Origin of the sequence: Pseudomonas sp. MWU318, assembly GCF_016756945.1 — a bacterium.
In the GTDB taxonomy this organism is placed as follows: Bacteria; Pseudomonadota; Gammaproteobacteria; order Pseudomonadales; family Pseudomonadaceae; genus Aquipseudomonas; species Aquipseudomonas putida_A.
Window position 1 is genome coordinate 175,479 of record NZ_JAESJL010000008.1, and the last position, 13,954, is coordinate 189,432.

The following is a 13,954-nucleotide window of genomic DNA, read 5'->3' on the forward strand; positions in this document are numbered from 1 at the left end:
GCAGAAACACTTGTGGTGAGGGGATTTATCCCCGACGGGTCCCACAGCCCCCCCTAAAAATAAGGGGACTGCTGCGCAGTCCATCGGGGCGGTGCGACGTTTCGCTAAATCCCCTCACCACATTAATATTTACAAGCCCTTATCAGAGCTGGTCTCGGCTAATCCCGCTACGAATCCGCAAGATATCCGCCAGCACCGCCAAAGCAATCTCCGCCGGCGTCTTGCTGCCCAGGTTAAGCCCGATCGGCGCATGAATCCGCGCCAGGTCGACCTCCCCCAGCCCACCAATCCTGCGCAGGCGCTCGAAGCGTTTCTGCGAAGTCTGCTGCGAGCCCATGACGCCGATGTAAAACGCCTCGGTTCGCACCGCTTCCATCATCGCCAGATCGTCGATGCGCGGATCATGGGTCAGCGCCACCACCGCGGTATCGCGATGACAGCCGCCATCGGCGATGAACACTGACGGCAGTTGCCGACGAATCTCCACACCATTGAGCACCACGCCTTCGAGCACTTCATCACGTGGATCGCAGAGAATCACTTCGAAGCCGAGACCCACCGCGAACTCGGCACAGGCCTGCGCCACGCTGGAGTAACCCGCCAGCAGCAAGCGCTGAGCGGCACCAATGCGAATCCGCACCCGATCGATCTCGCGCTCGATGCGCGCACCCTGCTCGCGATCAGCGAACAGACTGCGCGCACCACTGGCCAGATCAACCTCGCGAATCAAACGGCGCTGGCCGAGCAATGCCGATTCGAGTTCACGCAGATGCGCCTGCACCTCGCAGTCGGCGTCAAATTTCTCTACCAGTACGTCGAGAATGCCGCCACAGGGCAGGCTGACTCGCGAGCGCGGATCGTCACCTTCGCCGTAGCGCACCACGTTGACCGCATCGAGAAACGCACCTTCAGCGACGCGCTCGAGAAAGTCTTCCTCGACGCAACCACCGGACAGCGACCCGATCCACTGGCCGTTATCGTTCACCGCCAGCAACGAACCCGGCGCACGCGGCGCCGAGCCGTAAGTGGTCAGCACGGTGCAGAGCCAAATGCGCTGCCCCGCTACCGACCACTCCAGTGCCCGCCGCACAACCTGTAGATCGAGATGCTGCATGTCAGTGCGCCTTGTGCTCGACGGCCGGAGCGTCAGCCTGCAGTTTCTGCACGTCGCTCACCGCCAGTTCAGCCGATTGACCGCCCCAGCCTTGACGCAGGTAGTTCAGCAGATCAGTCAGTTGCTCAGGTTTGAGCTTGTCGGCGAAACCCGGCATCGGTTGCATGTGTTCGAATCCAGCGAACTTCTGCTCACCGATACCGTCCTCGATCACCCGCACCAGGTTGCGCGGATCTTCCAGGCGCAGCGTGGTATTGCCACGCATGGCCACGGCGATGTGCGGTTTGCCTTCACCACCGGCGGCATGACAACCGGCGCAGACGTTCAAATATTCCTGACGGCCGCGCTGCGCACTCGGGCTGAGTTTTTCCAGCGACACTTCAGTCAGCTCTTTCGCCGCTGGCGGCTTGTCGCCAAGCAGGAACGTCGCCATCGCCGCCAGATCCTGATCGTTCAGGCCCTGGGTGCTGTTGTGGAACACCGGGAACATCTCGTTGAACATCGTGCCCTGGGCGCTCATGCCGTGCTTGAGGAACGTGCTCAGATCCTGCTGATTCCAGCCGCGCGCCGCCAGATCGGTGGCGAGCAGGCTCGGTGCCAGATAACCGTTGAGGATGCCGCCGGTCAGGCGCTTGTCCAATTGCATCGCGCCCGGCAGGCCGCGTGGCGTGTGGCATTCGCCGCAGTGACCGAGCACTTCGACCATGTACTGGCCGCGCTTCCAGGCTTCGCTTTTGCCTTCGGCAGATTCCAGCTTCAAGGCCTTGCCGTACAGCATGTTCCAGCCGATCAGGCCCGGACGCACGTTGAACGGAAAGCTCAGACTCGTGACCGGCGCGGCGCGCTCGATCGGCTCGATGGTTTTCAGATACGCGTGAATCGCATCCGAGTCTTCCCGCGGGACCAGGTGATACGAGGTGTACGGCATCGCCGGATACAGATTCGCCCCGTCGCGACGCTTGCCTTCGGTCAGCGCAGCGAAGAATTCGTCATCGCTGTACAAGCCGATGCCGTGCTCTTTGCTCGGGGTGATGTTGGTGCCGTAGATCGTGCCGAATGGCGAGACGATCGGCAGCCCGCCGGCAAACGGCGCGCCACCGGGTGCGGTATGGCACGCCATGCAGTCGGCGGCGCGGGCGAGGTATTCGCCGCGCTTGACCTGATCATCAGCGTGAGCAAACAACACCGGTGCAGCCAGCCCGACCGCCAGGGTCAGGCGGGTCAATAGATGCTTCATGCTCAACCCTCCTTGACCAGGCCGAGATCGGTCAGCACGTTGCGCGTGGCGTTGTAGTACCGCACGTACCCGGTGCAACGGCAGATGTGGTGGCCGAGGCTGTCCTCGATGACTTTTTCCAGTTGGCTTTTGACGATCGGCTGGCGCTGCAGCTTCTCTACCAGCACCGTCGCGGCGTTGACGAAGCCCGGCGCGCAGTAGCTGCACTGGAAGGCGAATTCGTCGACGAAGCGCTGCTGAATCGGGTTCAGCTCGGTAACCTGACCGCTTTCATCACGCTTGGCGTGACTTTCGATGGTGCGGACTTTTTTGCCTTCGAAGTAATGCGCGCCGGTGATGCAGGTGCGCACTTCTTCACTGGTGCCGTCCGGGTTGTCGACGATCACCACGCAGGCATGGCAGATGCCCTGGCCGCAGCCCAGGCGCGAACCGGTGAGGTTCTTGTATTCGTGCAGATAGTCGATCATCGGCAGGTCATCAGGGATGTCCACCGGGCCGACGGATTGACCATTGAGGGTCAGTTGAAGCGGACGGTTAGCCATTGAGGGCCTCCTTGATGCGCGCAGCAGTGATTGGCAGATCGCGAACACGTTTACCGATGGCATGCGCCACGGCGTTACCGATGGCACCGACCACCGGGATCATCACCACTTCGGCGATGCCTTTGGACGGATCGCTAGGCGACAGCGGCGGCAGAATCTCCGCGGTCTGCTTCCACACCGCCACGTGGCGGGCCATCGGCAGGCGATAACGGTTGAAGTTCCAGTCACCCTCCCCCGGTCCGCCTTCGTACAGCGGCATCTCTTCCATCAATGCATGACCGATGCCCATGGCGATCCCGCCTTCGAGCTGGCCCTTGACCAGTTCTTCGACCAGCACCCGACCGCACTCGACCCACGAATGGTGGTTGAGCACCTCGACTTCCGCCGAGCCTTTATTGACCTTCAGCTCGACCAACGTGGCCACCGGGCTGTAGTAAGTCACCGCAGCGTTGTTCAACTGGACCACCGGGTAGTTGATGTTCTGACGATCCAACAGGTGGAAACCCGCTGTGCTCATCAGCGCTTTCTTCGCCTTCGGCGCGCCATCACCGTACTTCACTGCCAGACCGTCGAGCGGCAGACGCTCGCGCACGCCGTCGATGCTGTATTCGGCCTCGGCCCAGCTCCAGCGGTTGAACGCGTGAACGGTGGCGCCGGTGACCAGACCACGTTCGTGAGCGCGTTTGGCCAGCTCTTCGAAGCTCAATGGCTGCATGCCGTTGGCAGTGAGTTTGCCGTCGACCCAATGCGCATCTTCACGACTCACCACGTAAGGGTTGGCTTGACCGCCGTAAGGGCCCTGACGCCAGATTTCCATGGCCGCCGGCCACAAACCGTTGTTGAACAGCACGCGCGCCGCTTCACGGGTGGCGTGACTGAAGTAGTAGGCCGAGTTGGTCGCGGACGACGCCGAGGCCAGCTTGCCAACCCAGCGCGGGTTGCGCAGCAGGTTGTCCTGTTCGGCCTGGCTCATGATGTAAGGGTTGCCGCTGGTGATCAGCTGCATTTCCTTCCATTCGGTTTCGCCGGTCTTCACGTCGTGCGCCGGGCTGCCGAGGAAATCAGCAACGACCAGTGCCTGCGAGGTGGACATGCCGGTGCCGATTTCGATACCGATGTGGCGCAGAGTGATGCGACCTTCAGCGGTGAATTCGATGCTGGCCATCGGCGCTTCGGAGCCAGTGCCAAAGTCTTTCTGGCAAATGGCAAAACCCACGCCGTACCAGTTGTCCGGGTCGGCAGCTTCGCGCTGTTTCTTGATCGCGTCGCGGTTTTTCCAGACTTCGTGCACCGAGGCCTTGTCGAGAATCTCGTGAAGGCGCAGAGCACCCGCCGGGATCGCGCCCTGAGTGTTTTTCATGCCCGAACGCAGGGCGTTCTTGCGACGCAGATCAATCGCATCAACGCCGAGACGATTGGCGATTTCGTCGACCATCATTTCGGTCGAGGCCATGCTTTGCAGGGTGCCGTAACCGCGCATCGAACCCGCTTCAACACCACGCGAGTGGTAAGCGGTGACCTGCAAATCGTTCTGCGGCATGTAATAGATCGACTGCGCTGCCGTGGCGCCGACTGCCGCTACCGACGGGCTGTAGTTGATGCGACCGCCACCGTCGACGCTCATCTCGGCACGGAAAATCTTGAAGCTGTAGTCGTTCTTGTCCACTGCAAGTTGATAGCGGATATCGAACGGGTGGCGCTTGATGCCGCTTTGGAACTGCTCGTAGCGGTCATTCGCCAGACGGATCGGCACACCGGCGCCATACAGCGCAGCGAGGGCCGCGTAGTAGACGAAGATGTTGTGGTCTTTGGAACCGTAACCCACGGTGTAACCCGGGTGCATGTTCAGGTTGGCCAGGCCGAAGCGCGACGGCGCGATCATTTTCGCGGTCTCGGTCGCAGCTTCCAGCGGGCACTGAGTGGCGACCACGAAATGCAGGGTCTTGGTTTTCGGGTCGTACCAGCCGTTACCGTTGTCCGGCTCCATGGCGGCCGGTTCGATCGACGGGCTTTTGTAGCGTTCGTCGAACACCAGCCAGTTGTCCGGCGGCGTGTCGATCTGCTGCTTCATGCGGTCAGCGTAGAACAGGCCGCGCTCGGTCAGGTTGCCGTGCAGGTTCGGCTGGGAATTCCACACCGGGCGCCGGTTTTTCAGCATCGGGAACAGGATCGAGTCTTTCAGGCTGGCGAATTCGTCTTCGTCGGCCGAAGTCGGGCCACCTACGCGCACGTAGCGGAAGCTGCCATAAGGGTCGCCTTCGTAGTACGGCACTTGTGCACCGTAACGAATCGCCTTGTCATTGAATTTGAGTTTGTTCTTGGCCTGACGAAAACGCTCGAAATCGTTCCAGATCAGGATCGCCACCGGGTGACCGATGAACATCGGCACTTTGCCTTCCGGCAGCAATGGATCCGGCGCGTGTTCTTCAGGGAAGACGATGCCGTCCTTGTCCAGATCGGCCGCTGTGACAATGCGGTCAGGTTGCAGGTCGGCGCCCAGCCACGACAGGTCGTAGCCTTCGTAGATTCGGTCAGCCTTGATGGTTTTCAGCAGCATGGCGTGGCCTTGCTGCTCAGGCCAGCCCGGCATGTCCTTGGAACGAATGTCGCGGGCAAACACTTTGTTGCCGCAGACCTTGGACAGGGCGTCGTTACGTTGGCGTGCCTTGCCGTTGTTGCCGAGCCACTTCTCGGACGGCACGGTGACGCTGTTTTCCATCAAGGCAGCCAGCGCCTGACTGCTGAGCGGCGTGAGCGTGACGCTCACACCCGCCACCAGCCCGCCCTGGAGGAACGAGCGCCGGGATATATCACGGTTGGACATGGATCATCCTCTGGGCGGTTATGTGTCCGCCCTTCTGGTTATCTACTGGGAATCTCGAGTCTTGCAGAAGCCCTTCTTGGCGAAACAAAGGGCGTGTTGACAGTGCAAAGCTGACCGAAAGGTTAACTTTAAAGGTTTCTGAGCGTCCGGCAAACAACCAGTTACAAAAATTTGACTAAAGAATCAAAAAATCAATGCGACGTGGTACCGCATGAGGTCGATTGCCCCCGCCATACATATTCGAATGCGGTTGCCCACTCCATGTAGGAGCTGTCGAGTGAAACGAGGCTGCGATCTTTTAATCCTGCTTCTACGATCAAAATCAAAAGATCGCAGCGTGCCGCAGCTCCTGCAGGGATTTGTGCAGGACTGGGTAATGAAGGGAGAGCGGGTCAAATTTCAGACACAAAAAACCCCGGTCTTTCGACCAGGGTCTTTGCTATCGATTCCGAAACAACCAACGGCTGCTTTCGGTGTTTCAAGGCGTTCAGTGGTCCTTGAAACAGATATGGCGCAGCGGACGGGACTCGAACCCGCGACCCCCGGCGTGACAGGCCGGTATTCTAACCGACTGAACTACCGCTGCGTATCGCTTTGAGCTTGCGCTCAAGTAACTCGTTTTGACTGAAAGCTTCGGTGCTTTGCAATCGCGAACCAGACAATGTCTGACTCGTAAAATATGGCGCAGCGGACGGGACTCGAACCCGCGACCCCCGGCGTGACAGGCCGGTATTCTAACCGACTGAACTACCGCTGCGCGTCGGTGGAGGCACTTTCAGCCTACCTCTTGCTTTCGCAAGTTTCTCGGGGAGTGGTGGGTGATGACGGGATCGAACCGCCGACATTCTGCTTGTAAGGCAGACGCTCTCCCAGCTGAGCTAATCACCCGTTTGCATCTCCGAGGCCGCGAAATTTACGCAGGTAGCGAACCTAAGTCAATAGCAGGATTGAAGTTTTTCTGAAAAAGACAAAATTGCTTCATTCCCTGAAGAAAGCAACAACCCTGAAACCGCTATCGCGAGCAGGCTCACTCCTCCAGGTTTGCGGCTTCGCTTCTTAGTCCGTGTAAATCATCTTCTTGGTCATGCCGCCATCCACGACGAATTCCTGCCCGGTGACAAACCCGGCATTGCGCGACAGCAACCACGCGACCATCGCCGCGACGTCTTCGACCGTCCCTACCCTGCCCGCCGGATGCTGCGCATGATCGGCATCGGCCAAAGGCTCTGCTCGCCGCGCAGAAGGATCCCGGGCATCAATCCAGCCAGGGCTGACCGCATTGACGCGAATCTCCGGCCCAAGGCTGATCGCCAACGCATGAGTCAGCGCCAACAACCCGCCCTTGCTCGCCGCATACGCCTCGGAATCAGCCTCTGACTGCCGTGCACGGGTCGAGGCCAGATTGACGATCGAGCCGTTGTGCGCGCGCAGATACGGCGCACAGTGCTTGGCCAGCAGCATCGGCCCACTGAGGTTTACCGCCAGCACTCGATTCCAGTACGCCAGATCAAGACTTTCCAGGGTGATGTTGTGCGGGTCAGCGACTGCCGCGTTGCACACCAGCGCATCGAGACGACCAAATTGGCCGAGCACCTCGGCAACGCCGAGCGCGACCTGACTTTCATCCGCCACGTCCATGGCGATGAACCAGGCATTCTCGCCCAGCACCTTCGCCACTTTCGAGCCGCGCACCCGATCAAGATCGGTCAGCACCACTTGCCAGCCTTCGCTGATCAACCAGGCCGCGATGCCCAGACCGATGCCGCGCGCAGCGCCGGTAACCAGTGCCACGCGGCCATGGGTGCCCGCCTTCGAAGTAGACAACTCGATCACAACGCCGCCAGGCCGCGCGACAGGTCAGCCTGCAGATCCGCCACGTCTTCCAGACCGACCGCGATACGGATCAGGCTGTCACGAATCCCTGCCGCTTCACGCTCCTGCGGCGCCAGACGGCCGTGGGAGGTGGTGCTCGGATGGGTGATGGTGGTTTTGCTGTCACCGAGATTGGCGGTGATCGAGATCAAGCGGGTGGCATCGATAAAGCGCCAAGCGCCCTCTTTGCCGCCCTTGACCTCGAAACTCACCACCGCACCGAAGCCCTTCTGCTGACGCTGGGCCAGTTCGTGCTGCGGATGACTCTTGAGACCGGCGTAATGGACTTTCTCGATACCGTCCTGCTGCTCCAGCCATTCGGCCAGTTGCTGGGCGTTGGCGCAGTGCGCCTTCATCCGCAGATTCAGGGTTTCCAGGCCCTTGAGGAAGATCCACGCGTTGAACGGGCTCAGTGTCGGCCCGGCGGTGCGCAGGAAGCCGACGACTTCCTTCATCTGTTCGCTGCGACCGGCCACCACACCGCCCATGCAGCGGCCCTGGCCGTCGATGAACTTGGTCGCCGAGTGCACGACGATGTCCGCACCGAGTTTCAGCGGTTGCTGCAAGGCAGGCGTGCAGAAGCAGTTGTCGACCACCAGCATCGCGCCTTTGGCGTGAGCGATTTCCGCCAGCGCGGTGATATCCACCAGTTCAGCCAGCGGGTTGGACGGCGACTCGACGAACAGCAGCCTGGTGTTCGGCTTGATCGCCGCATCCCAACCCGACAGATCGGCCAGCGGCACGTAGTCGACTTGCACACCGAAACGCTTGAAGTACTTCTCGAACAGGCTGATGGTCGAACCGAACACGCTGCGCGACACCAGCACGTGATCGCCGGCACTGCACAGGCTCATCACTACCGCCATGATCGCGGCCATGCCCGTGGCGGTGGCGACCGCTTGCTCGGCGCCTTCCAGCGCGGCAATGCGCTCTTCGAACGCGCGCACGGTCGGGTTGGTGTAGCGCGAGTACACGTTGCCCGGCACTTCTCCGGCAAACCGCGCAGCCGCATCGGCGGCGGTGCGGAACACATAGCTGGAGGTGAAGAACATCGGATCACCGTGTTCGCCTTCCGGCGTACGGTGCTGACCGGCACGTACGGCCAGGGTATCGAACGCTACGCCTTCGAGGTCGCTGTCCAGCCGACCGGCATCCCATTCCTGACTCATGCTGTCACTCCTTGCCCTGTTCTTGAAAATTAAAAGTCAGATACAAAACCGGCCCCTCAGGGCCGGTAGAAACTCAGTTGTTGTACAGATCGATGATCGCACTGACCGCCTGGGTCTTGACCTTGGAGGCATCGTTGCGTGCCTGCTCGATCTTGTCCAGGTAAGCCTCGTCGACGTCGCCGGTGACGTACTTGCCGTCGAACACCGCGCAATCGAAGTTTTCAATCTTGATCTTGCCGCCACCGACCGCTTCGATCAAGTCAGGCAGGTCCTGATAGATCAGCCAGTCAGCGCCGATCAGATCCGCCACATCCTGAGTCGAACGATTGTGCGCAATCAGTTCGTGAGCGCTCGGCATGTCGATGCCGTAAACGTTCGGGAAGCGCACGGCCGGAGCCGCCGAGCAGAAGTAGACGTTTTTCGCGCCAGCTTCGCGGGCCATCTGGATGATCTGCTTGCAGGTAGTGCCGCGCACGATCGAGTCGTCGACCAGCATCACGTTCTTGCCGCGGAATTCCAGCTCGATCGCATTGAGCTTCTGGCGAACCGACTTCTTGCGCGCCGCCTGGCCCGGCATGATGAAGGTCCGGCCGATGTAACGGTTCTTGACGAAGCCTTCGCGGAATTTCACACCCAAGTGGTTCGCCAGCTCCAGCGCGGCGGTGCGGCTGGTGTCCGGAATCGGGATGACCACGTCGATGTCGTGCTCCGGACGCTCGCGCAGGATCTTCTCGGCGAGTTTCTCGCCCATGCGCAGACGCGCCTTGTACACCGACACGCCGTCGATGATCGAATCCGGACGCGCCAGGTAGACGTGTTCGAAAATGCACGGGGTCAGCGACGGGTTGGTCGCGCACTGACGGGTGTGCAGCTTGCCGTCTTCAGTGATGTAGACCGCTTCGCCCGGGGCCAGATCGCGGATCAGGGTGAAACCGAGCACGTCCAGCGAAACGCTTTCGGAAGCGATCATGTACTCGACGCCTTCGTCGGTGTGACGCTGACCGAACACGATCGGACGGATGCCGTGCGGGTCACGGAAACCGACGATGCCGTAACCGGTGATCATCGCCACCACCGCGTAACCACCGACGCAACGGTTGTGCACGTCGGTCACGGCGGCAAACACGTCTTCTTCGGTCGGCTGCAGCTTGCCGCGCTGGGCCAGTTCGTGAGCGAACACGTTGAGCAGCACTTCCGAGTCGGAACTGGTGTTGACGTGACGCAGGTCGGATTCGTAGATTTCCTTGGCCAACTGTTCAACGTTGGTCAGGTTGCCGTTGTGCGCCAGGGTGATGCCGTAAGGCGAGTTGACGTAAAACGGCTGCGCTTCGGCCGAGGTCGAGCTGCCGGCAGTCGGGTAACGGACGTGACCGATACCCATGTGGCCGACCAGGCGCTGCATGTGACGCTGCTGAAACACGTCACGCACCAGACCATTGTCCTTGCGCAAGAACAACCGGCCATCATGGCTGGTCACGATACCGGCAGCGTCCTGGCCGCGGTGCTGGAGCACGGTTAGCGCGTCATACAGCGCCTGATTGACGTTCGACTTACCGACGATACCGACGATGCCACACATGCGACGCAACCCCTACTTAATGGATCTGAACTGAACAACACTCACTGAGGCGTTTTGGCCGACGGCAAGAGTTGCTCCTTGAACGGAATATCAGCGGGTACGCTGATTCCGCTGGCAAGCCACTGACTGCTCCACCCGAGAATCAGGTTTTTGGACCAGTCGGCGACCAATAGAAACTTTGGCACGAGCTGTGATTCTTTCCACCACCCGTCCTGCTGTACCGGCCCCAGGCTCAACAGCCCGACTGCCACGACCACCAGCAACACGCCACGCGCTGCGCCGAAGGCCATGCCCAGGAATCGGTCGGTGCCGGACAATCCGGTCACGCGCACCAACTCGCCGATAAGATAATTGATCATTGCGCCCACGATCAGTGTGGCGACAAACATGATGGCACAGCCCGCGATCACGCGAGCCGATGGGGTTTCGATGTATCCGGCGAGGTACTCGGACAGTGAGCCACCGAACATCCAGGCAACAGCTCCTGCGATGATCCAGGTCACCAGCGATAATGCTTCCTTGACGAAGCCGCGGCTCAAACTGATCAAAGCGGAGATGGCGATGATTGCAACGATCGCCCAGTCAACCATGGTAAATGGCACAGTGCAGCCTACAGACGGATAAGGCGGCGCATTTTAGCAGAGCGCACCGCTGTCGGTAAGCTGCGATTTTCAGTGCATTTCAATCGAATCGATAGATCCTAGCCGCGCTCGGGCTGGAAGCGCACGACAAAACCCTTGAGGTTCTGCTGGCGACTCAACAGATCACGCAGACGATCGGCCTCGGCACGCTCGATCAGCGGCCCCACGAACACCCGGTTCTTGCCGTCGGCGGAACGGATATAAGCGTTGTAACCCTGACTGCGCAAGGTTTTCTGCAGGCTTTCGGCGCTGGCGCGACTCGACAGACTGGCCAGTTGCACCGACCAGCTGACCGACAGACCGTTGGCATCGACGCGACTTTGCGTGGTGTCAGGCTTGGTCGGGGCCGCTGCGATCGGCTGAGCCGGCGCCGTTGTCGGCTTGGCCGCCGGCACCGGTGCTGGAGCAACCGGTTTGGCGACGGGAGCAGGCGCTGGTGCTGGAGCCGATGCAATCGGCATCGACGGCGCCGATTGCTCGGCGACTTCTTCATCGCTCGGTACCGGTTCCTGCGGCAGCGCTTGTGGCTCCGGCACGGCCACCGGCTCGAGCTGCACTTGCGCCACGGCAGGTGCTTGCGGCGCAGCCGGAGCATCGACCGTGACCTGACGCTGCTCGTCCTGACGGGAAAACAGCATCGGCAGGAAAATCACCGCCAGCGCCACCAGCACCAGGGCACCGACCATGCGCTGCTTGTACGCTTTATCCAGCAAAGCCATTTGCCGCTTCCTCCGTGGAGCGCCGGACCAACCATTCAAGGGCCTCGGCGACACAATAAAATGATCCGAACAACAGAATCTCGTCGTCGCTGGTTGCGATCGCGCACTGCCCTTCCAGCGCAGCCGCGACACTGTCATAGGACGTGACAGAGGCGCCAAGGTTCTGCAATGCCGCGTGTAATTCACCGACCGGACGCGCGCGCGGCGAATCCAGCGGCGCTACCGCCCAGTGCTGGACACTAGCATTCAATTCGCCGACAACACCATCCAGATCCTTGTCCGCCAACAGGCCGAACACCGCCAGACGCTTGCCCACCGGCGGCCGAGTAGTCAGACGCCGCGCCAGATACTCCGCCGCGTGCGGGTTATGCCCCACGTCCAGCAGCAGGTTCAGGCGCTTGCCGTTGAATTCGAACGAGCGACGATCCAGCCGGCCCACCACACGGGTGGCCTGCAACGCAGCAACAATTTGCGACGGATTCCACGGCAAGCCGAGCAGCAGATATGCCTGCAATGCCAGCGCGGCGTTTTCCATCGGCAGATCGAGCAGCGGCAAATCATGCAATTCGACCACCTGACCCTGCGCGTCAGTGCCGCGCCATTGCCAGTTGTGATCGGTGATCCCCAGATCGAAGTCGCGTCCGCGCAGCGAGAACGGGCACGCGAGTTCACGGACCTTGTCGAGCAGCGGTTGCGGAGGATTCAGGTCGCCGCACAAGGCTGGTTTGCCCTGACGAAAAATCCCGGCCTTCTCGAAGGCCACGGATTCGCGGGTATTGCCCAGGTATTCGGCATGATCGACGCCAATGCTGGTGACCAGCGCGATATCGGCGTCCACCACATTGACCGTGTCCAGACGCCCGCCCAGACCGACTTCCAGCACCACAGCGTCAAGTTTTGCCTGTTGAAACAGCCAGAACGCCGCCAGGGTGCCCATTTCGAAATAAGTCAGGGAAGTGTCGCCACGCCCGGCCTCCACCGCAGCGAAGGCCTCGCACAGCTGAGCGTCAGTGGCTTCGACGCCATTGAGCTGCACCCGCTCGTTGTAACGCAGCAGGTGCGGAGAATTGTAGACACCCACGTTCAGGCCCTGCGCCCGCAGCAAGGAAGCCACGAATGCGCAGGTCGAACCCTTGCCGTTGGTGCCGGTGACCGTAATCACCCGAGGCGCCGGCTGGCCCAGTCCCATGCGGGACGCTACCTGTTGCGAACGCTCCAGCCCCATGTCGATGGCCGATGGATGCAACTGCTCAAGGTAGGCGAGCCACTCGCCAAGGGTACGCTCGGTCATACGTTGGCAGGCACCGGTGGAACGACGATTGGCTCGACAGGAGCGGCGACGTAGGTCGGAGTCGGCTGGCCGGTCAGTTGCGCCAGCAGATTGCCCAGGCGTGGACGCAGTTCACGACGATCGATGATCAGATCGATCGCACCATGCTCCAGCAGGAACTCGCTGCGCTGGAAGCCTTCCGGCAGTTTTTCCCGCACGGTCTGCTCGATCACGCGCGGACCGGCGAAGCCGATCAGGGCTTTCGGCTCACCGACGATCACGTCGCCGAGCATTGCCAGGCTGGCGGAAACGCCGCCGTAGACCGGATCGGTCAGCACCGAGATGAACGGAATGCCTTCTTCACGCAGACGCGCCAGCACGGCCGACGTCTTGGCCATCTGCATCAGCGAGATCAGCGCTTCCTGCATGCGCGCACCACCGGAGGCGGCGAAGCAGATCATCGGGCAACGGTTTTCCAGGGCGTAGTTGGCGGCGCGCACGAAACGCTCACCGACGATGGCGCCCATGGAACCACCCATGAAGCTGAATTCGAACGCCGAAACCACCACCGGCATACCCAGCAGGGTGCCGCTGACGGAGATCAGCGCGTCTTTTTCGCCAGTCTGCTTCTGCGCAGCGACCAGACGATCCTTGTACTTCTTGCCGTCGCGGAATTTCAGACGGTCAACCGGCTCCAGGTCTGCACCCAGCTCGTTGCGGCCTTCGGCATCCAGGAAGATGTCGATACGCGCCCGTGCGCCGATGCGCATGTGGTGGTTGCACTTGGGGCAAACGTCCAGGGTCTTTTCCAGCTCAGGGCGATACAGCACAGCCTCGCAGGACGGGCATTTGTGCCACAGACCTTCAGGCACCGAGCTCTTCTTGACCTCCGAACGCATGATCGAAGGGATCAGTTTGTCTACCAACCAGTTGCTCATGCTTTCTTTCTCCAGTACCGGCGGCCCGAACGCTCTGGTTCGCAGCCCC

11 protein-coding genes and 3 tRNA genes are annotated in these 13,954 nt (G+C 60.9%); all 14 read right to left on the bottom strand.

Features of this window, described 5'->3' with window-relative positions:
- Positions 1-142: 142 nt before the first annotated feature.
- Positions 143-1,114: an XdhC family protein gene (locus JN524_RS19575; protein ID WP_202370406.1), complete on the bottom strand. Its 972-nt coding sequence runs from the start codon at positions 1,112-1,114 to the stop codon at positions 143-145.
- A 1-nt stretch (position 1,115) separates the two neighbouring features.
- Positions 1,116-2,351: a c-type cytochrome gene (locus JN524_RS19580; RefSeq protein ID WP_202370407.1), complete on the bottom strand. Its 1,236-nt coding sequence runs from the start codon at positions 2,349-2,351 to the stop codon at positions 1,116-1,118.
- Positions 2,352-2,353: 2 nt separating this feature from the next.
- Positions 2,354-2,893 carry a (2Fe-2S)-binding protein gene (locus tag JN524_RS19585; RefSeq protein WP_003226408.1) on the bottom strand — a complete coding sequence of 180 codons (540 nt, stop codon included), beginning with the start codon at positions 2,891-2,893 and terminating at the stop codon, positions 2,354-2,356.
- Positions 2,886-5,717, bottom strand: a complete 2,832-nt coding sequence (locus tag JN524_RS19590; protein ID WP_202370408.1) for a xanthine dehydrogenase family protein molybdopterin-binding subunit — start codon at positions 5,715-5,717, stop codon at positions 2,886-2,888. The genes JN524_RS19585 and JN524_RS19590 overlap by 8 nt, the downstream gene beginning before the upstream one ends.
- Before the next feature lie 509 nt (positions 5,718-6,226).
- Positions 6,227-6,303 (bottom strand) — tRNA-Asp (locus JN524_RS19595).
- Positions 6,304-6,397: 94 nt separating this feature from the next.
- Positions 6,398-6,474 (bottom strand) — tRNA-Asp (locus tag JN524_RS19600).
- A 55-nt stretch (positions 6,475-6,529) separates the two neighbouring features.
- Positions 6,530-6,605, bottom strand: a tRNA-Val gene (locus tag JN524_RS19605).
- 168 nt (positions 6,606-6,773) lie between these two features.
- Positions 6,774-7,550 (bottom strand): SDR family oxidoreductase, encoded by a 777-nt coding sequence (locus JN524_RS19610; RefSeq protein WP_202370409.1) that lies wholly within the window; start codon positions 7,548-7,550, stop codon positions 6,774-6,776.
- A complete protein-coding gene (locus JN524_RS19615) occupies positions 7,547-8,758 on the bottom strand; it encodes an O-succinylhomoserine sulfhydrylase (protein ID WP_202370410.1) in 1,212 nt (403 codons plus the stop codon). The genes JN524_RS19610 and JN524_RS19615 overlap by 4 nt, the downstream gene beginning before the upstream one ends.
- A 73-nt stretch (positions 8,759-8,831) precedes the next feature.
- On the bottom strand, positions 8,832-10,337 hold the full coding sequence (gene purF / locus JN524_RS19620) for an amidophosphoribosyltransferase (RefSeq protein WP_003226416.1): 1,506 nt from the start codon (positions 10,335-10,337) through the stop codon (positions 8,832-8,834).
- A gap of 41 nt (positions 10,338-10,378) precedes the next feature.
- Complete coding sequence (locus JN524_RS19625) at positions 10,379-10,939, bottom strand: CvpA family protein (protein WP_045122548.1); 561 nt, start codon at positions 10,937-10,939, stop codon at positions 10,379-10,381.
- Positions 10,940-11,037: 98 nt separating this feature from the next.
- Positions 11,038-11,697, bottom strand: a complete 660-nt coding sequence (locus tag JN524_RS19630; RefSeq protein WP_202370411.1) for an SPOR domain-containing protein — start codon at positions 11,695-11,697, stop codon at positions 11,038-11,040.
- The gene (gene folC / locus JN524_RS19635; RefSeq protein ID WP_202370412.1) at positions 11,681-12,988 is read right to left on the bottom strand and encodes a bifunctional tetrahydrofolate synthase/dihydrofolate synthase; all 1,308 of its coding nucleotides are present in this window, start codon (positions 12,986-12,988) and stop codon (positions 11,681-11,683) included. Before folC ends, JN524_RS19630 begins: the two co-directional genes overlap by 17 nt.
- Positions 12,985-13,905, bottom strand: a complete 921-nt coding sequence (gene accD / locus JN524_RS19640; protein WP_027611535.1) for an acetyl-CoA carboxylase, carboxyltransferase subunit beta — start codon at positions 13,903-13,905, stop codon at positions 12,985-12,987. The genes folC and accD overlap by 4 nt, the downstream gene beginning before the upstream one ends.
- Positions 13,906-13,954: the final 49 nt, after the last annotated feature.